Genomic DNA, 23,715 nt, shown 5'->3' on the forward strand with positions numbered 1-23,715 from the left:
TTTTTGATTAAAGAACTTATTTAAAAAAATTCTTGGAAAATTTATAAAAATGTATAACCTATTCATGCTTGTTATCAAAATTTCTTTTAAAAGCATTCCAATAGATTGACTTCAAACAAAGGGAGGTCTTTCTTGACAAAATACTTGTCTGGAGTCCTTATCCTTTTAAAAGGAATACCTGCTGTTTAAACCCTTTGCAATAACAGCAGCCTTATACATACTTTTTATGATAATATCTTTATCTAAAGAGAAAACTTTTTCTTTGAACATCATGTGTATCGCACTCTTATTCATCGAATAAATTACTGAAAGATGATCTCTCTTTACACAATAATGAGCAATAAGTTTATATTAAACTTTCTTCTAAAAAAGTTTATTTATATTCATTATAGATTGTTTATCAAAACATAACCCGTCATATACGCTATAAAGACTCAAAAAAATAGAAAAACGATTGATGCCTAACACCATGAATAGCCAATTAACATCACTTTGCCCAGAACCACCCCAAAATTGCAATTTATGTCCTAGGCTTCATCAATTTATCGCTGGCTGGCGTGTAAAAGAACCAAGTTGGTATAACGCACCGGTGCGCCCATTCTTTCCTTATAAAGGGCCAGATACAACACGCCTTCTTATTGTTGGGCTTGCTCCTGGATTACGCGGAGCAAATCGAACTGGACGTCCATTTACTGGTGATTATGCTGGGCACTTACTTTATTCAACTTTAAAAAAGTTTGGTTTTGCCCAAGGAACCTTTGAAGAAAGAGCAGACGATACTCTTGAACTTATTGATGCAGCAATTGTTAACTCTGTTCGTTGTGTTCCACCAGAAAATAAACCCACCGGTGCAGAAATTAACACGTGCCGCTATTTCTTTTCACCTCTTTTAACAAATCTTCCCAAACTTAAAGCCGTTATTACCTTAGGCACCATTGCGCACCATTCAACGATACGTGCCCTTAATGCAAAAGTTTTATCTCACCCTTTTGGACACGGTGAAATCAATAACATCGGCAGATTACGCATCTTTTCGAGCTATCACTGTTCTCGTTATAATACAAATACTGGGCGCTTGACAGACGCCATGTTTCACCAAATCTTTCAAGCAGCAAAAACATACTTAGATCAATGCTAAAACTGTTTTAAAAAGTGCTATAAATAAAGAATATCGAAATTGCATCCATCATCCATATCTTTTTAAAAGTCTTGCTTTTTCACGTCCCCAATCACGTTTTTTTTCCGTTTCGCGCTTATCATGAAGCTTTTTCCCCCGCGCTAGAGCGATCTCCAACTTAACGCGCCCTCGTTCATTAAAATAAAGTTTGAGAGGAACAAGTGTCATTCCTTCACGAGACGTTGCATTAAAAAAACGTGCCATCTCACGTTTTGAAAGTAATAATTTGCGCAAACGTCGTGGTTCATGATTAAAACGATTAGCCTGCGTATATTCAGGAATATAGCTGTTTACTAACCATAATTCCCCATTCTCAAAACTCGCATAGCTTTCAGCAATATTGGCATGATTAGAACGTAAGGACTTCACTTCCGCTCCCTGAAGGACAAGACCAGCCTCGAGATTATTAAGGATTTCAAAATTAAAACGTGCTTTACGATTGTCAGCAATTATTTTCCGTACGGGCGCGTTCTTTTTTTTATTCATGGCTTTGTCAATATCATTTTATGCTTTTAAAAGACCAGCATGACTGAGGGCTGCATCAATAATCTTCTTTGTTCTTTCTGTTAATGGAACAATAGGAGAACGCACAGTATCACCACAAAATCCTAATTTTGCAGCAGCATATTTAATACCTGCTGGACTAGGTTCAATAAACACAGCACGATTAAGAGGCATCAAGCGATCATTTAATTCTCGTGCTGTTTTATAATCACCACGAAAACAAGCGGCTTGAAGTTCAGCACAAAGCTTTGGAGCAACATTAGAAGAAACTGAAATACACCCCATACCTCCATGTGCATTAAAACCTAACGCCGTACAATCATCACCGGAAAGCTGCACAAAATCTTTTCCACACTTTTCACCTTGTTCACTAACGCGCTCAATTCTGCTCGTTGCATCCTTAACACCAATGATATTGTTAAAATCTTGATAAAGGTCTTTCATCGTTTCTACAGCCATATCGATAATAGAACGACCAGGAATATTATAAATTATAATCGGAATAGAAACAGCTTTGGCAATGGAAGAAAAATGCTTGTATAAACCAGATTGATTTGGTCTATTATAATAGGGAGTGACAACCAAAACTGCATCTGCACCAGCTTTTTGCGCGTATTGTGCAAGCTCTACAGCCTCGCTTGTGCTATTTGATCCCGCTCCAGCAACAACAGGAACACGCTTTGCAACCTGCTCAACACACAATTCTATAATCCGCTTATGTTCTTCATGACTTAACGTTGCTGATTCACCTGTTGTCCCAACAGGGCTTACTCCGTTAATCCCTTGTGTGATCTGCCATTCAACAAAATCACAAAACGCCTTCTCATCAATCGCGCCCTTGTTATCAAACGGTGTGATAAGCGCAGTTATAGCTCCCTTGAGCATGATAAACTCCCTATAATGTTTGCTTTTATTTTTTTATAATCGCCTTTTATAAATTTTAAATAGAACATAATCTTGCTCTATCATTGAAGCAAGATGAATTTCAAAAAAAGCCCCCATAAAATGAAAATGTCCCTCCTTAAATGTTGAACATTTCTTTAAAATAAGCCGTCTATATTAACGCGTTTTTCATGCTTGTATTCTATAAATCCTTAAGTTTTTACAAAAAGCAAGGTCTCAAGGTCTTTTCTCTATGCGTGTATTTTCCACCTCTCTTTTCGTATCAACCTTTACTACACTTATACTGGCAATAAGAATTTTATTTTCAAGTGCATACGCGCAAACACCCCTTTTGCAAGGGAAAGTACCAATCCCTTTGGTTCGCCCTACTCCCTTTACCGCAAAAGAAGCTCAAGAATCTCTTCAACAGATACACACTACATCACACAATACTGCTACACTTCAGCAACTGAAAACTGGGCTAGATGCACTAGCAAACAACAATATTGCAAAAACAATAAATCTTCGTAATTCAATGGAAAAACATAGCCTTGATCGTCATATTTTGACATGGGCGCTGGGGGTGTCAAACCAAGCTAATATACCCAGTTCTGAAATATTTAATGCAATCAACATGCTAAAAGGATGGCCCGGTATAGAAACGATGCAACGCAATGCTGAACGTGCTTTTCTTAACGAAACCAACGTCACACGCGCAATCATCCAAAAATTTTCTCATCACCCGCCCCAAACAGCACAAGGGGTGGCTCTCTTCGCTAAAGCACTTATCGCAACGGGACAAACCACTCGTGCTCAACACGTTATTGCGCCATGGTGGCATAAAACACAGCTTAATGCAAAAGAAGAAGTATTTGTTCTTAAAAATGCAAACGCTGCATTAAAACCTATTGATCATTTGAGACGCATGCAGTTTATGCTCTATGCACATCGTTTTGATTCAGCAGCACGCGTTGCAAAATTAGCCCATGCTCAATCTCTTTTTAATGCTTTTGTGGCCGTTGAAAAAAATGATCCTAGAGCTACACAAAAATTAAAAGCTGTAGAGAGATCATGGCAAAAAGATCCTCTTTTTCAGTTTGCTCGAATACGCCATCTTCGACGAACAGAGCAATATGATGCAGCAGCAGCACTCATGATGAAAACATCAAAAGATGCATTCCGCCTTATGAACCCTCATTCATTGTGGAAAGAACAACGCGCCCTTTCTCGTGAAATGCTCGATTTAAACAAACCAAAAATTGCTTATCAACTTGTTGCAATGCACACTGGTATAACATCTGCATTAGCCGTCGATGCTGAGTTTCATGCAGGGTGGTATGCACTACGGTTTCTTCATAACCCTAAATTGGCAATGCAGCATTTTTCACGTATTCCTCAACTCTCTTCTTTACCTTTTTATGCATCACGTGGATATTACTGGATGGGACGAACAGCAGAAACGCTAGAAGAACATCAAAATGCCCAGCAATACTTTCATCGCGCAGCTCATTTTGGTGCAACTTACTATGGTCAATTAGCCGCTGCACGACTCAACCAAAAAAAGCTTAAAGTTTTCTTTCCCAAACCAACAACCGCTGAGCGACAACATTTTAGTGCACGAAAAGCGATCAAAGCAATTCAACGTCTTGAAGCAGCCGGCTATGCTGATTTTGCTAAAATTTTTTATAGAGAGCTCGGAAAAAAAATAGAAAGCCCCGGTGAATTAGCTCTTCTGGCTGTTATGGCAGAAAAAAATGGAGACTATTATACCAGCCTCAAAATTGGAAAAATGGCTGTTTTTCAGGGGAAAAATGTCGGTGCACTCTCTCATCCTCTGGGAGCTATACCAGCTTCTGCTAATATTTCTGTAGAAGAAAAATCGCTTATCTATGCCATTGCACGCCAAGAAAGCGAATTTAATCCAACAGCCATATCAAAAGCAGGTGCACAAGGTATACTCCAATTGCTTCCTACAACAGCAAAAGCACTGGCAAAAAAATACTCAATCGCATGGTCTCCTAAAAAATTTAGCAGTGATGCTCATTATAATGCAACATTAGGTGCTCATTTTCTCAATGAACAATTAGAACGTTTTAATGGATCCTATATACTAACTCTTATTGGCTATAATGCGGGTCCCCGTCGAGTCAATGAATGGATAAAACGTTATGGCGATCCTCGAGGTCAATCTCTCGATAACGTCATTGATTGGATTGAACGTATTCCTTATACAGAAACACGTAATTACGTGATGCGTGTCATGGAAAATTATGGTGTCTACAAAGCAAGACTCACTGGGAAAATAGATATAACAACCGACTTGCTTTCTGGTCGACGGAAATAATATGCCTTAACTTCCCAAATAGCATTTGAAATGCGTTCACAAGAAGTGTTTTTATTCCTTTTTAAATAGTACCCACATACCAACCTTCTTAGGATATATAAAAAGTAATTTTAATTAATTCAGTATTAATAAATTCGAAATGAGAAAACCCTCCGCTATTTTGGTCTTTTATTCCAAATACAAAATGATGAATTATCATTATAAATAAACATGTCGTACAAATAGTTCATTTCTTCTCAACATAAACGACAATATCATAGAGATTACAAATATAAGAAAAGAGTGAAACAAATAGCTCATCCTTTTACTACTGCTTATTAGACAATATTCAAATCTTGTGAAACAGCATTTTTTAAAACTATTTTTTCTGCTTATAACATTTCTATACCAAATAAGAGCACGTTATTATATATATATATATCGTTTGGATTATTTCTGATAACAGAAAGACAGACACATTGAGTTAGAAAGCCTTTAAAGACAAACAATTTTCTTCTGCATCTTCCCTTTTCATTCGGTTTTACGACTTTTAAATATGTCAATATCTTTTAATAATGAAGATGAAACTTTGCTTTTTGTTTTTCTCATTTTTACATATAAGCTTTACATATAAGCTCACATCCTTCACACAAAACAGAGTATCCCCAAATAGTATGTTTTTCTTATTTATATTATTGTTTTATTTTAATGTTTCTAAGTCCATTTCACAACGGTGTATCTGAAAAGTACTTACGAAAATCCTCTCACGAATGGTATAAAAATCGATTAGACCTTTAATTAATAAAAGCTATAGCTCTATCATCCCTTAACTCCCAATGTTGCAAAAGCCCTTTCATTTAGAGCACTCATAAGAAGTATATTCACTGCTTTTTAGAAGTTTTTTATCCATGCTCCTCCTCAACTTGTATCATAAGTAAGCGGATGGTTTTGATTGATTCAACATCAAAAAAATTCGAATAAATTATATTTGAACTTTCATTAAAATTATAAACAATCATTATAAATCAATATATTATAAGAAAGCGCCCCGCATAAAAAATCAGCTAAATATTAGGGATACTCTAATTGTTTTATTCACTTTTGATGGTGGTGGTGGTGGAAAAGAACCAACGCGTCGAAGGGCTGCCATCGCTAATCGATCAAGTTCCGGGTCACCAGCAGAGACTACTACACGACTAGAAAAAATACTCCCCTGCTCATGCACCATAAATTCTAACTTCACCGTTCCTTTTGTACGATTGGTGCGCTGTCCCACAATATAATTTTTTTGCCTTTCTAATTGTGACTGTACCTTTGCTAACCACTCCATTAACAACATATCTTCAAGCCCTGCTGTACCGCCGCCCTTGTTGATGGAAGAAGAACGTACCGCCTTTGCATTGGAGCGCTTTACTACAGCCTTTGGCATCGGTATTGTTTTTTTGATAAACGCTTTATGCTCCACTTTTTGAGGTAGGGGTTCTTCCAAAGGCTTTAAGTCATCTTGTTCTACTATATGCTGAGGTTCTTCCGATTGAACTTCATCCACGGATTCCAATCCTTCTGACTCCTGCTCTAGGAGATCAGACTGTAATACTTCTTGCTCTGTATTAATATCCGACTCTCTATGAATATCTGGCAAGTCTGTATCAACATCCGGATATACAGTTTCTTGCATAAAAGTCAGCATAATCTCCGACGAGAGCAAACCATTACTTATACCAGTACTTTGAAAATAAAACTGTGCTGCCAATAATACATGCAAAAAGAAAGCCCCAATAAATGCACCAATCCAAAGAGTTAATAATTGTTTCGTATTTGCAAAAATCATCGTTTCTTCTGCCACTATTTTAAGCTTAATATTGGTGTTCAATCTCATTAAAACAGGCTATTTTGAAATTGCAACTTTTTTCTTGACTGATTTTGTCATGTTTAATATGGTCTTCTAATGATTTTGTGACGTTGTCAAAATCATTCCTACTTGGCTGGCAAGTTTTAATCAGTGAGTCCAGCCTTTTTGTATTAAAAAATTTCAAAACAGAGAGGGGATGTTTAAAAGGGTTATGATGTGTTATGCAAATAAGACGAAAAAATATCTATAAAAGCTGTGTAATTTTAAGTGCATTATCGGTCTGTATACCTTCATTTGTTTTTGCACAAAATAAAGATGGAAGAGCTGTCACTGAACTTAAACCAATCCTTATTAAAGGAAAAAAAATAGAAGATGCTTCAAATTCAATAACCATTCTGACTGATCGTAAGACCAACAAGAATATTGATGAAAGACAAATAACTGATGTTTATGATGTGAGTCGTCTTAATCCTTCCGTATCCTATAACTCAGAAAATAACAGTTTCGTTATTCGGGGTTTAGATGCAAACCGTGTTCTTACGACAATGGATGGTATTTCTCTTCCATGGTTTAATGATATATTCCGTGGTGGAGGTGGAAACACAACTTTTGATTTCAATGCTCTTTCTACGTTTGATACTATTCAAGGATCAGATTCTAGTCTTTATGGTTCTGGCGCCTTAGGGGGAATCATTGCGTTGCGTACCCTTGATCCTGAAGACCTGATCGTGGAAGAAAAGAATTGGGGAAGCCTTATAAAAGGTGGTTATAATTCTGTTGATAACAGCTGGCGCATCGATCAAGCTTTTGCTGTGCGTAATTACCGGACATTTTTACTTTTTCAAGGATCTTATGTAGAAGGTCATGAGCGCAAAAATATGGGAACAGTAGAAGGGTATGAGGAACGCACGCGCAAAAACCCTTCTCACTTTGATAAAAATAACTTGCTTTTTAAAATTCATCAATATTTGAGTGATAATCACCGCCTTGGTTTTACCGCAGAGCGTTTTGGTCATAATAGTAACACACATGAATTAAATTCGTCTAAAAGATACGCTCCAGGTTCCGTTTATGAGCAGGATAATAAACTTCGTGAGCGCTTTTCTCTTTCTTATAATTATAATGGTAATGGTGATGCAGTTCTTGATGCGTTTAATGGGCAGCTTTATTGGCAAAGGCAATCAAGTCGTTACGTTATGACAGGCGTTCGTGTTTCAGCTCCCAAAGGGGATTATTTGAGAGATAATTTCTTGCGTAATATCAATTATGGTTTCAATGCTGATGCCCTTAAAAAAGTGGATTTTGGCACTATAAACCATACGTTAAAGTTTGTAATGAATGTTTCGTCATCTAAATTTCATCACTATTTGTTAGGTAAAGACAATTGTCATATAAAAGAATACGCTCGGGGATGTCTTTTTGTTCCTGCTAATCGATCAGATTCACCAGACACAAATGGTTACAATTTAGGTTTTGTTTTTGAAGATGAAATTGGGTTGGTTGATGATCGTTTTCGTGTAACACCAGGAATCCGGTATGATTGGTACAAATATGTTCCTCAGAAAACACCTTCTTATGAGAAAGCACTGATTTCTGATAAATTCCCTCCAGAAAGAAGTGGTTCACGCTTTTCTCCTAAATTACGCGTGGAGTGGGATGTTCGTAATCAAGTAACGCTCTATGCTCAGTGGGCACAGGCTTTTCGTGCACCACGTATTTCAGAACTTTACGTCTCTTATATCAAACCTTCTGCTTATTACGTGAAAGGGAATCCTGATCTTCAACCAGAAACAAGCAATGGGTATGATGTTGGTCTACGGTATGGAAATGTAAATTTCGGTGGTTCCTTCAATGCCTTTTTCAATCAATATAAGAATTTCATAGATACTGAGGATAGAGGGCCATCAGAGGAATTTAGATTTGCGCGTCGGCATTACATGAATCGTTTTCACGTGCAAATTTTTGGTGTTGAGACAAAAGCCCATTTAGTTCTTAAAAATGGTTTTCATAGCAATGTTGCTCTTGCTTATTCACAAGGAAAAGATCTTGATAAAAAGGAGTATCTTAACTCAATTCCTCCTTTGAAAGCAGTTATCGGATTAGGATATGCAAAAGAGGTTTGGGGAAGCGATATTATCCTTACTTTGGCAGCTAAACGTGACAAAGTAGCCGGAGAATCTGATTACCAAAAAATTCCAGGATATCATGTCGTTGATATGACAGGGTGGTGGAAACCATTCGGTGAAACGGGACCTATTCTAAGAGCCGGTGTTTATAATCTTTTCAATACAAAATATTGGAATGTATCTGAACTTCCTTCAGGTAAAAGTTCAACACCAAAAGATTATTATAGCCAGCCTGGTCGTAACTTTAAGGTGTCGTTTGTACAAAAGTTTTAGTCACTTCTGTTAATTATTCGGTCAATAAAATCGTATTGATAAAAGGATTAATTATTGTGTTTCTATTTTCAACATCTTTAAAATTACAAAGATTTGGTAGAAAAGTTTTAATTCTTTCTGTTTTATCGTTTTTTGATTGCTCAGCTGTTGGCGATAGAGTGTTATTTTGTGATAGATTGAACTCTTAAAAGAATTTAATTTATTGCCTTGGAATTGTAAAATTTGAAAGTTAGTTTTTGAGTTAAGTAACATAAGGTAAATTCATGGCACATACAGCTGAAATGATTCTTCGTTTGCGTGAAGAAAAAAAAGAAATGCGAAACCGCGATTTTGCGGTTTCGATTGGTATATCTGAAGCGGAGCTTATTGCGGCTTATTGTACCATTGGAAAAGCAAAAAGGCTACAAACTGATGTTGCTACTCTCTTGGAAAATGCACCTCGACTTGGAACCGTCATGGTCTTAACTCGCAATGAATATGCTGTTCACGAAATAACGGGACGCTTTGAAAAAATTGTTCAAAACGAACATATTCCTATCACACTTGGTGAAATTGATTTGCGTATTTTTACAAAACAATGGAAGTTCGGTTTTGAATATGATGTCGTTATTCTTGGAAAACCTACAAAAAGTCTGCAATTCTTTGATCAACATGGCGTTGCTATTTTAAAGGTCTATTCTAAAGATATGACAAATATGGAAGAGTGGAATAAACTTGTTGAAAAGCTCCTTCTTGAAGATCAGTCTCCTGTTCTTAACATTCTTCCCGTTTCTCTCCCAGCCCAATGTGACATAACAGAATTGGATATTGAGAGTTTTCGGGATCGTTGGCGGAAAATGACAGATGTACACCAACTTCACAAAATTATTTCCGAATTTAAAATTAATCGACATCATGCTGTAAAATATGTTGGTAATGAATTTGCCGATGAATTACAGGTAAATGCTGTTGAAATAATGCTTAACCAAGTCGCACAACAAAAACTGCCAATCATGTGTTTTGTTGGGAATAAAGGGTGTATTCAAATTTTTAGTGGGACTGTAAAAAATATTAAGCAAATGGGACCTTGGCTTAATGTTCTTGATCCAAGATTTGACCTTCATTTACTCACGTCCGGGATTGCTAGAGTATGGCATGTTCGCAAACCTACCCGTGATGGTTATGTCAGTTCACTTGAAGTTTTCGATAAAGATGATGAGATGGTTATTCAATTTTTTGGCGTACGCAAGGAGGGTCAAAAAGAACGTGAAGATTGGCGTTCTTTATTGAATAGTTTGCCATCATGCCAAGAAAACAGCAGTAACTAAGATAAGATAAGGTTAGACATGTTCATATCTCTTTTACATAGGTTATCAAACCTTTTTCTTACGTGTTTACTGCTCTCTCTTACTTGTTTTTCTAAACAAGTAATTGCTGAACCTGCAACGCGTTTTCCTGAAAATGCTCGAATTGTTTCTATCGGCGGCGCACTTACAGAAATTGTCTATGCATTGGGAGCCCAAGATCAACTTGTCGCTCGTGATAGTACAAGCGTCTATCCACAAGAAGCGCTCAAGCTTCCTGTGCTTGGATATATGCGTGCTCTTTCACCTGAGGGTGTTTTATCACTTGCTCCAGAGGGTATATTGCTTGTTGAAGGAAGTGGTCCCGCTTCAACAATTGATATTCTCAAAAAAACATCAATACCTCTGGTGATCATACCAGAAGACTACTCCCGTGAAAATGTGATAGAAAAGATTCGCCTCGTTGGTCAAGCCATTCATCGCGAAGTGCAAGCCGCGGCGTTAATTGAGAAATTGAAGCGTAATTTTTTAGACAACGATGCGCTTTTGGCGAAAGTAACAACACCAAAGCGTGTTCTTTTTGTTTTCTCTGTGCAAAATGGACGCGTCATGGCATCTGGAACAGGTACTGCAGCTGATAGTATGATCAAACTTTCAGGTGCTATCAATGCTATCACCGATTATAAAGGATATAAACTTCTCAACGGCGAAGCATTATTGAAATCAGATCCTGATGTTATTTTGCTTGTAAAACATGGTGCAAGATCAACCAGCATTGATAAGATTTTAGCCATACCGGCAATTCAAGCAACAACTGCAGCGAAAAATCATGCCATAAAACAGATGGATGCTATGTATTTTTTGGGATTTGGTCCACGTACTGCAGACGCATCAAGAGAGCTTATTGAGATACTTTATGGTGCACATCAAAACGGTAAGAGCTGATAAAAATGGTAGACGGTACATCTAGGATGCATTTACCTAAAGAAAAAGAAGGTAAAAAAATAAACCGTTCAAAGCAGGGGAAGATTTTATTATTAAGCTTAATAATATTCCTTATTTTCAGTATTTTTGGTGGGCTCTTGAATGGTGCAGCAAAGGTTTCTTTCGTTGATCTCCTCCATGTGATACTTACACAAGATTTTTCGGTAAGTAGTAAAACGCGTGATTACCTCGTGCTCATCGACATAAGGCTTCCCCGTGTTATCTTGGGATTATTGATTGGAGCAGCTTTAGCTGTCTCCGGTGTTCTTATGCAAGGGCTTTTTCGTAATCCTCTTGCAGATCCCGGAATTGTAGGTGTATCAGCAGGTGCTGGACTTGGAGCAGTCTTAGCAATTGTTGTCGGCATTGCTTTTCCTGTTTCTTTTGCACCTTTTCTAGAGCCTTATAAAGTTATCATAGGTGCTTTTTTTGGTGGACTTTTATCAACGATTATTCTCTACATAATAGCAACGCATAACAGCTTTACCTCTATTGCAACCATGCTGCTTGCTGGTATTGCTCTTGGTGCATTAAACAGTGCAGTTGTCGGAACATTGATTTTTGTCGCAAATGACCAACAACTGCGTGATATCACTTTTTGGAGTCTGGGCTCTCTTGCGGGCGCTACATGGTTGAAAGTATGGCTTGTTCTCCCTTTTATCGTTATTGGTCTTCTTTTCTCTCCCTTTTTATCACGAGCACTTAATGCCCTTGCTCTTGGAGAAGCTGTTGCTGGCCATATTGGTTTCCATATTCAACGCGTCAAAAATATTGCTATTCCCCTTGTTGCTCTTATGTGCGGTAGTGCTGTTGCTGTCAGTGGTGGTATTGGTTTTATTGGTATTATTGTTCCTCATATTTTACGTCAACTCATAGGTCCTGATCATCGCTATCTCATTCCTTGCTCTGCTCTCTTGGGAGCAGCATTACTTATTTTTGCTGATATGTTTGCACGCTTAATTGTTGCCCCCGCAGAATTGCCGATTGGGATTGTAACAGCACTTTTTGGTGCACCTTTCTTTCTATGGATCCTTATATGCAAACGAGGAACAGACTTTTCATGATTGAAGCGACAAATATTTGTGTTCAGCGCGGAAAGAAGCAGATTCTTAAACACATTAATCTTCAAGCTAAAAGTGGTGCTTTTACCATTATTATTGGTCCTAATGGATCAGGAAAAAGTACTTTTATCAAAGCTCTGAGTGGTGAAATTCCTTACAGTGGAAAAATAACCTTAAATGGTTATAATGTATGCCAAACAAAAACTCATGTAATGGCAAAAATGCGCGCTGTACTACCACAATCAACAACGCTCGTATTTCCATTCTTAGTCCATGAAGTTGTAGGGCTTGGCCTTTCTGTAAACCAATTTAGCATTGCCAAAGCCGAATTGCAAAATCTTATCCAGAAAGCTTTAGAGTGCGTTGACCTTTCTGATTATGGCAACCTGTATTATCACCAATTATCAGGTGGAGAACAAGCTAGAGTACAACTTGCCCGTGTACTTTGCCAAGTCTGGAAACCTGTTCATAATGGGATTCCTCGCTGGATGATATTAGATGAACCTATTGCTAGCCTCGATATTCAACATCAAATCATCGTTATGGATATTGCTAAACAATTTGCTCATTCTGGTGGCGGCGTTCTTGCTGTTCTTCATGACCTCAATCTCGCGGCACATTATGCAGATAACATGATCTTGCTCAAGGAAGGTGAGATTTATTGCGAAGGAAATGCAACTAATGTGTTGACAACACAAAATCTCCGTAATGTTTATCATTGTTCTTTAAACGTTTCTGAATTACCTAAAGAAGATATCCCTTTTATACTCCCTCAAACGACATCCTCCTATGAAATTAGATCTCTAGGCTATCGGCTTCAATCTAAAAACTAAAGTCCATAGCAAAATAAAACACGCAAATATTCAAGAATCTTTTTTATTTTTATATGAACTCCTTTTTGTCATCTATCATTAAAAAAGAAGACCAAGCACCCTAAAGATATTTTTGGAAAAAACTACCAGTTTAAAATCTTTCAAGATTTTACGTAACTAAAAACATGTGAAGTTTTGTTTTGCTATCAAACTGTTAGATAATACGAATTTATACAACATAAATATGCGTTTTCCTACTCTTTACTATCACTTTTATCTTTATAAAAATGATTCAAGAAATGCGTACAAATGCCTTTGTTATAATAACGGATGTATTATTATATCTTCTAAGGACCATATAGAAATCAAGTACCTTTCTCCCCTGCATAAAAGATTTATTTGTAGCTTTAATGGTAATGTTTTCTTTATAATACATATACTTTAGCTTATTTGTATAAATAAATATTGATTTACAATGATATTTTTACTTTTCTCTCTCTATTAAAAAATTGTTTATTGGCATATCACAAAGAATTAACCTATTGAATAAAAACTTTAAAATAAACTCAATAACGCTTTTTGTAAGCCCCCTAATGCAAAAACAATGCGGAATATAGGGATGAGGAGAGAGTATAGAAATAGCGTTTGTCTTCTGCTTCATAAGCATAATGATGATTCCACTCAAAGGGGAACTATCATTTACAGATAAAGCCTCCTACCATGGCAATGCAAAGAAATGAAATCGACAACAAGGTGAGAAATATATTTATAAGATGAATTAACTCATACAGGGGTATGCTATTTTTGCACAAAAAACGCTAAAAATATTGTACTTTTTTATGCCTCAGGTTGAATAATTTTATTACCTTCCCCTATCAAAACACCTTATGAAAAAATATATCTCCAGATCTCTTCACGGCACAGTTTAAATGATTTTTAAACATTTTCCCTATGTTATCATATAATTATAAAATAAATTATATCCTTAACTCTTTCTTTCAATCATTTTAAATTTGTTTTTTGACGCTCTCAAGTATTCTATTAACAATATAGATTTCCTTTTCATATGTATAGAAAATAACGCGGAATTGCTCCGCGTTAACAAAATTATCAAGGTGTATAGATTATTATTACTTAAACATACTCATGATTTTATAGCATAGACAACGGTTGTATTAACAGGGCGCGTTTCTGCCTCACCCGTATGGGAAAGAGTTACCTTGTGTGTATGTGCACCAGCAGAAGCTGTTCTCCCTTTCAGGGTTGCATTATAAGTATAATGATTCGGGAGTCTCCCAATATCACCAACGGGCCATCCTACCCCTTGATACTCAAAATTATGCGCATGCTCGCCTGCGTTTTCAATACTCCCAATATGCGTATGTGATTTTATGCTATCTTGTTGTTCATCTGCAAACTTTCTACCACCATCTAAACCCCGACCATTATCAAAGCCGCGTAAAAACATGCCTCTAAAATCAGGAACTTTAAAAGTTTTATTGCTGTCTTTTCCCCATTTATCACCTATTGCCTCGAATAACTGCGGATAATCTTCACGCTTATAGGCCTTACCATCACATAAAAGCCAACCATTTGGCACATTTTGCATAGCAAATGTTGCAATAAATCCAGAGGGGAAACTTTCTATCTTTGGTGGTGTAGGGTTTAATAAATACCAACCCTCATGCTCTTTTATTAAAACACCATTATTGTATACCATTTCATAAATGCCATCTGTTTGAAATTCTCCACCTTCTAATGGTATAACCCCCGTATCAGTGGCTTTATAGATAAGCTTTTCTCCTATATTATTAACAGTTATTGTTGTCACGCCAATATTTACACCACAAGCTTTAAAACGTATGACGATATCATTGTTGTATTTCTTTATAGGCGAAACTGTCTTTAAGGTAATTAATGTTGTTTTATCTTCCAAATTTACTATAAAGCTTGAATTAATAGATCCACCATTATCTGCAAGATATTCGCGCACGCGCTGCATCATCGCCCTTGCACTATCATTAACAGAACTAGGCGGCTGTCCTTCTGCCCAATTAATGATACTATCTGAATAAGCATTTTCATCAGCCTTTAGAGACCAATCATAGATATTAGACATTTTAAATCCCCCATTATTTTCATAGTTTTTCTAACAACTTCTCGTTCTGTGCACTAAAATGTGCTGCCGTTGTTTATTGGTACATCATAACCACTGCACCATCCTTATTTACGCATTTTATCTCTCTTCACTCCTTCCAATTTTATAACCTAAATTCACCAGACGCTTTTCATAACATTAGTATTAATGCTTTCTCTTCTAATGTATAATGTAACCACCTCATCTGATGTTACTTAATATCTTGTTTTGTTGCTTTGCTGTTGTTATATAATTATTTTTTCAATCTTGCATCTTGTTGCAAAATTTATAAATACTTCCAAAATTTTTCTTATTATGGATTTCATATAACCATTACTGAATGTAATAACTTATCATCCACATAGAAAGTTTCTGACTTAAACATTATCTTTTTTTATTTTTTTTCAATAGTTTAAATCTATCTCTTCGATATTTTATACCATATATTTTAAACAAAGAAATTCTATCTTTTGGCTATCATTTGTATTAAAACTTTAAAAATTAGCTTCAAATTTTTTGCATGCTTCATTATGTTTTTATTCACATGCAAATACTTTGTTCTATTTTATTCAATTGATTTCTGAAATTGTGTCACAAGATTAGCACCAATGTTTTTTTGAATAAGCTTTTGTTCAATCTAAATGTATCACAGAGAATATATTCAATATGGACATTTGCTCCACACTTTCATTAAACTGGAAATAAAATACTTTGAAATATTAAATATCACACACCTTCACAAAATTTGAAGGTTGTATTCGATCCGGAAAAAACTAAAAAGCATAACCCAGCCCCTCCCCCAATTTTTATGAACAATATCCTTGTTTATTAAACGCCCCATAACCAACTTTTCCCCTCCCACACTTAGCACATCCTCCTCTATATATTATTATATGTATATTTTTTTTGCAAGAACAATAAATCATTCTAAACAACATCTTGCAATTATTGGTGTTCTTCTTAATTCAAGGCAATATTATTTTTATAATAAAGATTAGGTATTGTTTCTCGCTTTTATTTATCGCATTCTTAATGGGAACATCCCCCTCATGAAGAATAGAATGCCCCAAACAAAATATAATGATATTGCATATTACGCACTTTTTAAGAAATATTGTTCAAAATATACTCCTTTCATTTTACGACAGCGCACGTCAATGATACAATAGCAAGCCATTATAGATCATCAGCTTTAAGCTTTTGAAGATACAAGTGGAATCCATCATACATTTTGTTGGCTCCCACGTTTTGACAGCCTCACTCTTAGAATGTTCATTAAATGACATTTGGCTTCCTTTCTTCAAGTGCTTTGCCCCATACGCTCCCACTTATGACGTGCAAGGAAGTGTTTTTATACGAAAAGATATATGATGAGAGGATCTTATGGTATTCTGAGTTATTATTTTAATATGAAAAAAATCTCAATCAAAGCCATAAACTATCTACTTTTCCCTGATAATCCGTTTTTAACTTTATTCTGGTTTATAAAAGCTTCAATATCATAGTTTATCACTTCATAATATCTATTTTCACTCTTAAAAACACACCAAAATCGTTTAAAATATATTTTTATGATTGACAATATAGATATTTAAGCCAACCATATTCGTATTAACAAAAATACTTCAAGTGGGAGGAGGCATGCAAATATTAGAATAGATATTGTATCAGTTTTTCAAAATAACTTTTCTTGAGCTGTATTGGGTTTTCTTTGCTACAAAGCAATACTATCCCTATTCATCTGAATGCTCGTGATTGATAATTTGAATACATCTCCATTAACATCGTAACTCCATTAACATCGCAACCTATTTTTGAACTCCGTGTCTATAAGGAAAAAGTTTGTGCAGAAAAATACTCCATCAATCAGTTGTAGCCCCTTTCCCGCTTCACGCAAAATTTATCAACAGAGCCTTCTCTTTTCTGATGTGCGCGTACCATTGCGTGAAATTTCACTGGCTGATGGCAGTGGTGAAAAACCTTTAAACGTCTACGATACTTCTGGCCCCTACACAGATAAAGATATGATCATTGATATTACAAAAGGCCTGCCAGCAATTAGCTTGCCTTGGCTCTCTAAGCGGGATGATACTGAAACTTATCCTGCACGATTAGTTAAACCTGAAGATAATGGATTGACTTCTGATAAAAACCTTACTCCAGCCTTTAAGCAAAAACGTTCTATTTTACGAGCAAAAAATGGCAAAGCAATTACACAAATGGCTTACGCACGCGCAGGCATTATTACCGAAGAAATGGAATATGTGGCTATACGAGAAAATGAAGGATTAGTAGTAAAAGAACGGCAGAATGTACCATCAAATGAAACATTTGCTGGATCAATACCAGAAATTTATACTGCGGAATTTGTGCGCAATGAAATTGCTTGTGGACGCGCCATTATTCCACAAAACATTAATCATCCAGAGTGCGAACCCATGATTATTGGGCGTAATTTTCGTGTTAAAATTAATGCTAATATTGGCAATTCAGCAGTAACTTCATCTATGGAAGAAGAAGTTGATAAAATGGTTTGGGCCATTCGCTGGGGAGCAGATACAGTTATGGATCTCTCAACAGGTCGAAATATTCATAATATTCGTGAGTGGATTATTCGAAATTCTCCTGTGCCCATCGGGACTGTTCCTCTGTATCAAGCACTCGAAAAAGTACAGGGTATTGCCGAAAACTTAACATGGGATATTTTCCGTGATACCCTTATTGAGCAAGCAGAGCAAGGTGTTGATTATTTTACCATTCACGCAGGATTAAGATTACCATTTATTCCTATGACCATTGATCGTGTAACAGGTATTGTTTCACGAGGCGGTTCTATTATGGCAAAATGGTGTCTCCATCATCACAAAGAAAGCTTTCTCTATGAACATTTTGATGAAATTTGTGATATTGCACGCACGTATGACATCTCTCTTTCATTGGGGGATGGATTACGCCCTGGCTCTATTGCCGATGCCAATGATGAGGCCCAATTTGCAGAGCTTAAAACCTTGGGAGAATTGACAAAAATTGCTTGGAAAAAGGATGTACAGGTTATGATTGAAGGACCAGGACATGTCCCAATGCACAAAATTAAAGAAAATATGGAGCAACAATTAGATCTTTGTCATGAGGCGCCTTTTTATACTTTGGGACCTCTTACAACGGATATTGCTCCTGGTTATGACCATATTACATCAGCAATTGGTGCCGCTATGATTGGATGGTTTGGAACTGCTATGTTGTGTTATGTAACACCTAAAGAACACCTAGGACTCCCCGATAGGAATGACGTAAAAACTGGTGTGATCACTTATAAAATTGCTGCTCATGCCGCTGACCTTGCTAAAGGTTTACCTAGAGCACAATTGCGCGATAATGCTCTTTCGCGTGCACGATTTGATTTTAGATGGCATGATCAATTTAACCTTTCTCTTGATCCAGAAACAGCCTGTGCCTTTCATGATGAGACAATGCCTAAAGAAGCCCATAAATTGGTGCATTTTTGTTCCATGTGTGGACCAAAATTCTGTTCTATGCGTATTTCCCATGATATTCGTGAGGCAGCCGCAATAAGAAAAACAAAAGGGGAAGGTATGATCGCCATGGCCGAAAAATATCAGAAAAATGGTGACCTTTATATGGAAATTGTTCCTCCTCAAAAAAAGAAAGTAAATAGTTGAAGAACATTCTTATCAAAGGTGCAGGTGTAGGCGGCTTAACAGTTGCCTTTATGTTACAGCAAAAAGGTGCTTCTGTTACTGTATCGGCCCCCCCTCATTCACCTATAGGAAGTGCTAGTTGGTATGCAGGAGGAATGCTTGCACCTTACTGTGAAAGGGAAAGTGCAGAACAAATTGTTGAAGATCTTGGTGTACAAGCTATACAATGGTGGCGTAAAACGCTCCCAAACCTTGTCATACAAAAAGGCACTTTAGTGGTTGCACCTACACGAGATAGAGGAGAGCTTGAACGATTTTCTGTGCGTACGCATAATCACAAAACCGTAGATAATACAGAAATAGCTCATCTTGAACCAGATCTTGCGGAACGTTTTAACTGTGCACTCTTTTATGAAAATGAAGCCCATATTGATCCTCGCAAAGCACTTATGGCTTTAAAAGAAAAGCTTCTCAACAATGGAGCCTGTTTTGTTGATGTAGAGAAGGCTGAAAAAAAATTTGATATTGTTATTGATGCGACAGGAATAGCACGTTTAGGAAAAGATAAAAATATACGGGGCGTACGCGGTGAAATGCTTCTCGTGCGCTGCACCGATATTAAAATTTCGCGTCCAATTCGTCTTCTTCACCCACGGTTTCCTCTTTACATTGTACCTCGACAAGATAATATTTTTATGATTGGTGCAACGATGATTGAAAGTGACTTTGATGGTGCAATCTCTGTAAGATCAATGATGGAACTGCTCAACGCGGCTTATACTTTACATCCTGCTTTTGCTGAAGCAGAAATTATTGAATCTGGCGTTGGTGTTCGTCCATGTTATCCTAATAACTTCCCTTCTGTGCATAAAGATGGTAACTTTATTTCTATTAATGGATTTTATAGACATGGTTTTCTGTTGTCTCCAGAAATGGCAAAACGAGCAATGGAATTGGCATTGGAATAAAACATGCAAATATTTGTTAATGGTGAAACAGTCCAAACAGAAGTTATGACTCTCGGTCTCTTGCTTGAAGAATTGGGGTATGAAGGAAATTGGCTTGCAACTGCTGTTAACGCTGAAGTTGTTCCCATAGATGCACGAAGCCAGTTTGTCTTGCATGAAGGAGATAAAATTGAAATTTTAAGCCCAATGCAAGGAGGCTAAAATTATGCTGAATCTTTATGGACGACAATTCTCTTCCCGTCTTCTATTAGGTACAGCGCAATATCCTTCACCAGCAATCCTTCGTGATGCTATTCATAAATCGAATACGGAAATTGTAACTGTTTCCTTGCGCCGTGAAACTGCAGGTGGAAAACAAGGTGGACAATTTTGGAAATTTCTTCAAGAACTTGGGGTAACAGTGCTTCCTAATACTGCTGGTTGTTATACTGTTAAAGAGGCCGTAACCACAGCCCAATTAGCAAGAGATCTTTTTAAAACAGCTTGGATTAAACTCGAAATTATCGGTAATTCAGACACCTTACAGCCAAATATTTTTTCCTTAATCGAAGCAGCTCAAATTTTAAACAATGAAGGTTTCAAAATTTTTGCCTATACAACGGATGATCTCATTGTTGCTGAAAAACTTTTTGACATTGGTTGCCGTGTTATTATGCCTTGGTGTGCTCCTATTGGTTCTGCCAAAGGACCTCATAATACTGATGGATTGCGTTCTATCCGTGCTTATCTTCCTGATGCTACTCTTGTTATTGATGCCGGCATTGGACGCCCATCACATGCCGCTATTGCGATGGAACTCGGTTATGATGCAGTACTGCTTAATACCGCAGTTGCTAAAGCAGGTGATCCTGTCTTAATGGCTGAAGCATTTTCTAAAGCTGTTCAAGCAGGACGTATGGGATATAAAGCTGGCATGATCGAAGCACGCAATGTAGCAGTCCCTTCAACACCAATCATTGGAAAAGCGGTATTTTCATGAAACTGGATCCATTTTACCTCATCGTTGATAACGCTGATTGGATTGAACGTTTGCTTCCTCTTGGTATCAAGCTCGTACAATTGCGTATGAAACATGAAAATCAACAAATAATCCGTCAACATATCAAGCGTGCAAAAAACATATGCAATAAATTGGGAGCACAATTAATTATTAATGATCATTGGGAAATAGCAATTGATGAAAAGTGTAATTTTATTCATCTGGGACAAGAAGACCTAAGCAATGCTGATCTTCACGCAATTCGTAAAAGTGGTATAAAAGTTGGTCTTAGTACACATGATGAACATGAATTGGATATCGCACTCTCTGCTAATCCTGAGTATATTGCACTTGGTCCTATTTATCCGACAATCTTAAAAAAAATGAAATGGATGCCGCAAGGACTAGAAAAAATCAAACAATGGAGAAAGCGGATTGGTGCTTTACCTTTGGTGGGTATTGGTGGTTTAACACCAGAACGCGCAGTGGGTGTTTTAAAAGCAGGAGCAAATAGTGCTGCTGTTGTGACTGATATTATCCTCCATAAAAAACCAGAAGAGCGTGTACAGCAGTGGATAAAAGTGACACAAACATGGCGTTGATACCTTCTATTCTTATTGTTGCGGGCACTGATCCAACAGGAGGTGCTGGTATTGTTCGTGATATAGAAACCTCTGCACATTTTCAAATAAAAGCAAATTTAGCAATTACTTGTGTTAACGTACAAGATGATAATCGCGTTGTCGAAATCATTCCAATGCGTGGAGACCTCGTCGCTGCGCAAATGCGTGCTGCCCTAGAAGCAAATCCAATAAGCGCAATAAAAATCGGTATGACGGGGACAAAAGCAATTATAGCAGCAATCTGTAACGTACTCAAAGACTATCCCCATGTTCCAGTTATTTTGGACCCTGTACTTGTCGCTTCATCAGGAGGAAAACTAATAACGGAAACAATCATCGACACGATGATCGATAAACTGCTTCCTCATGTTGATCTTTTAACACCGAATAGAGAAGAACTCGCTCTTCTTAGCAAAAGTCCATTGGCATCTCATGATAAGCAAGCAATACAACAAGCAAAAAAACTTTTGTCATTGGGAGCTCGCTCTATTTTAGTAAAAGGGGGACATGCAGAGGGGCCTCTTGCAATTGATAGCTTCATTGACAAAACTGAAGTCATAAATATCTCTACTCCACGTTTAAAAGGAACAATGCGAGGAACAGGTTGCATTCTCTCAAGCGCTATTGCAGCGCATTTAGCATTAAATGAACCTCTCATTTCAGCTGTAAAAAAAGCAAAAGCATATATCCACACATTGCTTTTAACCCATTGTAAAAATAGTTTATAACGTCTTAGTATTTTCTCATATAAAAGTAATATTTATATATTTAAATTAATATATTTAATATTTTTTAATAAAAGTTATTAAAAAATATAATAATATGAAATTTATAATTAATTTTATAAATAAAATACTACAAAATTCACTTTCATTAAGTATTAAATATAGAATATAATGATAAAAAATATTATCACACCACTTGCATTCAGTAAAAAATTCTTTTAGTATGAGTGAGTTTAGTCTGTTTAAAAAGTTGAAATAACGCAATTTAAACAAATTATACATTTAAAGATGCATATAATCGCGAACATTCGCATTTTACGATTTGCCTTTTTTGTGAAAAGAGAGAATCCTATCAGCGTTCTTATACATTAATGGCTAGCGAATACATTTAATAAAACTTGAAGGATAATTTTGTTTGATCTATAATCGCTAGATCATTAGAAAAAATAAAATGTTAAATCAAACACCATGCTCAATTTCCTATGAAGAACTTTTAAACTTTTATAAAGAAAGTGGTGCGGATGCCGTTCTGACAGATTTTCCTATTGATCGTTTTAAGCAGTCTGCTTGTTCAGAGAGAAAATTAATATCTGTCGTGAACATTTCTCATAATCAACAAGCATCTCCCAAAACATCTCCAACCGTAAAATTAGATCATCATCAGCTGCATAACTCTAGGACTATACAAAATGAATCCACAGCTATAGAGAGTGCAAAAAATGCAAAGACACTTGATGAATTAAAATCTGCTCTCCTTGCATTTAATGGCTGTTCATTAAAATTGACAGCAAAAAATACCTGTTTTTCAGATGGAACAGCAGGAAGCCCCCTGATGCTTATAGGCGAAGCACCAGGACGAGACGAGGATATACAAGGAATTCCTTTTGTGGGAAAAGCTGGGATGTTGCTTAATAAAATCCTCGCATCAATTGGCTTAACAAGAAATAATGTTTACATTGCCAACACTATTCCTTGGCGTCCACCAGGAAATCGTACACCAACACCAAGAGAAGTTACCTTGTGCCGCCCTTTTATTGAACGGCACATTTATTTAGCGCGTCCTCGTGTTCTTATAGCACTGGGAGGCGTTGCTGCACAGTTTCTTACCGGATCTCAAAATGGGATTATCCGAACAAGAGGTAAATGGCATATTTATGAAAGCGAGGATAATATAAAAATACCTGTTATGCCAACTTTCCACCCTGCTTACCTTCTTAGAACCCCTAGTCAAAAGAAGCTTACATGGATAGACTTTTTAGAAGTAAAAAATCGCCTCGACAGCCTTTTGTAATTCTTTAATCCTATATTGCTTCTAAAATTAACACACCCTTCTTTAACTCTTAAAAT

At 36.7% G+C, this 23,715-nt stretch carries 18 protein-coding genes; 14 read left to right on the plus strand and 4 right to left on the minus strand.

The genetic code is table 11. From position 1 onward, the window contains the following. The first annotated feature begins 469 nt into the window (after nt 1-469). Nucleotides 470-1,138, plus strand: coding sequence for a uracil-DNA glycosylase (locus ACFIMS_RS05865; protein WP_375630891.1), 669 nt, complete (start codon nt 470-472; stop codon nt 1,136-1,138). 48 nt (nt 1,139-1,186) lie between these two features. On the opposite strand, the gene smpB is transcribed toward ACFIMS_RS05865, so the two are convergent. Continuing rightward, the gene (gene smpB / locus ACFIMS_RS05870; protein ID WP_012231306.1) at nt 1,187-1,663 is read right to left on the minus strand and encodes an SsrA-binding protein SmpB; all 477 of its coding nucleotides are present in this window, start codon (nt 1,661-1,663) and stop codon (nt 1,187-1,189) included. Nucleotides 1,664-1,681: 18 nt separating this feature from the next. Next, nucleotides 1,682-2,566 (minus strand): 4-hydroxy-tetrahydrodipicolinate synthase, encoded by an 885-nt coding sequence (gene dapA, locus ACFIMS_RS05875; protein WP_375612952.1) that lies wholly within the window; start codon nt 2,564-2,566, stop codon nt 1,682-1,684. 250 nt (nt 2,567-2,816) lie between these two features. Here dapA and ACFIMS_RS05880 point away from each other — a divergent pair, with 250 nt between their 5' ends. Further along, nucleotides 2,817-4,907 (plus strand): lytic transglycosylase domain-containing protein, encoded by a 2,091-nt coding sequence (locus ACFIMS_RS05880; RefSeq protein ID WP_375696481.1) that lies wholly within the window; start codon nt 2,817-2,819, stop codon nt 4,905-4,907. Between the two features lie 1,039 nt (nt 4,908-5,946). Here the strand turns inward: ACFIMS_RS05880 and ACFIMS_RS05885 are convergent. Further along, entirely contained in the window at nt 5,947-6,717 is a 771-nt protein-coding gene (locus tag ACFIMS_RS05885) for an energy transducer TonB (RefSeq protein WP_375611295.1), read from the minus strand. A gap of 242 nt (nt 6,718-6,959) precedes the next feature. Between ACFIMS_RS05885 and ACFIMS_RS05890 the strand changes: the two genes are divergently transcribed. From ACFIMS_RS05890 to ACFIMS_RS05910, 5 genes are all read left to right on the plus strand, one after another. Beyond that, a complete protein-coding gene (locus tag ACFIMS_RS05890) occupies nt 6,960-9,137 on the plus strand; it encodes a TonB-dependent hemoglobin/transferrin/lactoferrin family receptor (RefSeq protein WP_375636261.1) in 2,178 nt (725 codons plus the stop codon). 263 nt (nt 9,138-9,400) lie between these two features. Further along, complete coding sequence (locus tag ACFIMS_RS05895; RefSeq protein WP_375696482.1) at nt 9,401-10,444, plus strand: hemin-degrading factor; 1,044 nt, start codon at nt 9,401-9,403, stop codon at nt 10,442-10,444. A gap of 18 nt (nt 10,445-10,462) precedes the next feature. Further along, nucleotides 10,463-11,365 (plus strand): hemin ABC transporter substrate-binding protein, encoded by a 903-nt coding sequence (locus ACFIMS_RS05900; protein WP_375612957.1) that lies wholly within the window; start codon nt 10,463-10,465, stop codon nt 11,363-11,365. Between the two features lie 5 nt (nt 11,366-11,370). Beyond that, nucleotides 11,371-12,468, plus strand: a complete 1,098-nt coding sequence (locus tag ACFIMS_RS05905; RefSeq protein ID WP_375696483.1) for a FecCD family ABC transporter permease — start codon at nt 11,371-11,373, stop codon at nt 12,466-12,468. Beyond that, nucleotides 12,465-13,298 carry a heme ABC transporter ATP-binding protein gene (locus ACFIMS_RS05910; RefSeq protein WP_375629313.1) on the plus strand — a complete coding sequence of 278 codons (834 nt, stop codon included), beginning with the start codon at nt 12,465-12,467 and terminating at the stop codon, nt 13,296-13,298. Before ACFIMS_RS05905 ends, ACFIMS_RS05910 begins: the two co-directional genes overlap by 4 nt. 1,123 nt (nt 13,299-14,421) lie before the next feature. Here ACFIMS_RS05910 and ACFIMS_RS05915 read toward each other — a convergent pair. Then, nucleotides 14,422-15,396, minus strand: coding sequence for a tail fiber protein (locus ACFIMS_RS05915; protein ID WP_375611203.1), 975 nt, complete (start codon nt 15,394-15,396; stop codon nt 14,422-14,424). Nucleotides 15,397-17,258: 1,862 nt separating this feature from the next. On the opposite strand from ACFIMS_RS05915, the gene thiC reads away from it, so the two are divergent. The 7 genes from thiC to ACFIMS_RS05950 all read left to right on the plus strand — a co-directional run bounded on the left by thiC (nt 17,259) and on the right by ACFIMS_RS05950 (nt 23,659). Then, nucleotides 17,259-19,094, plus strand: a complete 1,836-nt coding sequence (thiC, locus tag ACFIMS_RS05920; RefSeq protein WP_375688906.1) for a phosphomethylpyrimidine synthase ThiC — start codon at nt 17,259-17,261, stop codon at nt 19,092-19,094. After that, a complete protein-coding gene (thiO, locus tag ACFIMS_RS05925) occupies nt 19,091-20,041 on the plus strand; it encodes a glycine oxidase ThiO (RefSeq protein WP_375696484.1) in 951 nt (316 codons plus the stop codon). Before thiC ends, thiO begins: the two co-directional genes overlap by 4 nt. 3 nt (nt 20,042-20,044) lie before the next feature. Next, nucleotides 20,045-20,242 carry a sulfur carrier protein ThiS gene (thiS, locus tag ACFIMS_RS05930; RefSeq protein ID WP_273791115.1) on the plus strand — a complete coding sequence of 66 codons (198 nt, stop codon included), beginning with the start codon at nt 20,045-20,047 and terminating at the stop codon, nt 20,240-20,242. Nucleotides 20,243-20,246: 4 nt separating this feature from the next. Beyond that, nucleotides 20,247-21,020 carry a thiazole synthase gene (locus tag ACFIMS_RS05935; RefSeq protein WP_375629378.1) on the plus strand — a complete coding sequence of 258 codons (774 nt, stop codon included), beginning with the start codon at nt 20,247-20,249 and terminating at the stop codon, nt 21,018-21,020. Continuing rightward, nucleotides 21,017-21,622: a thiamine phosphate synthase gene (locus tag ACFIMS_RS05940; protein ID WP_375611199.1), complete on the plus strand. Its 606-nt coding sequence runs from the start codon at nt 21,017-21,019 to the stop codon at nt 21,620-21,622. The genes ACFIMS_RS05935 and ACFIMS_RS05940 overlap by 4 nt, the downstream gene beginning before the upstream one ends. Further along, nucleotides 21,613-22,371, plus strand: coding sequence for a hydroxymethylpyrimidine/phosphomethylpyrimidine kinase (locus tag ACFIMS_RS05945; RefSeq protein ID WP_375611294.1), 759 nt, complete (start codon nt 21,613-21,615; stop codon nt 22,369-22,371). Before ACFIMS_RS05940 ends, ACFIMS_RS05945 begins: the two co-directional genes overlap by 10 nt. A 448-nt stretch (nt 22,372-22,819) precedes the next feature. After that, nucleotides 22,820-23,659 (plus strand): uracil-DNA glycosylase family protein, encoded by an 840-nt coding sequence (locus tag ACFIMS_RS05950; protein ID WP_375640164.1) that lies wholly within the window; start codon nt 22,820-22,822, stop codon nt 23,657-23,659. The last annotated feature ends 56 nt before the right edge of the window (nt 23,660-23,715 follow it).

This window comes from Bartonella sp. AP331QHHD (assembly GCF_042195905.1).
In the GTDB taxonomy this organism is placed as follows: Bacteria; Pseudomonadota; Alphaproteobacteria; order Rhizobiales; family Rhizobiaceae; genus Bartonella.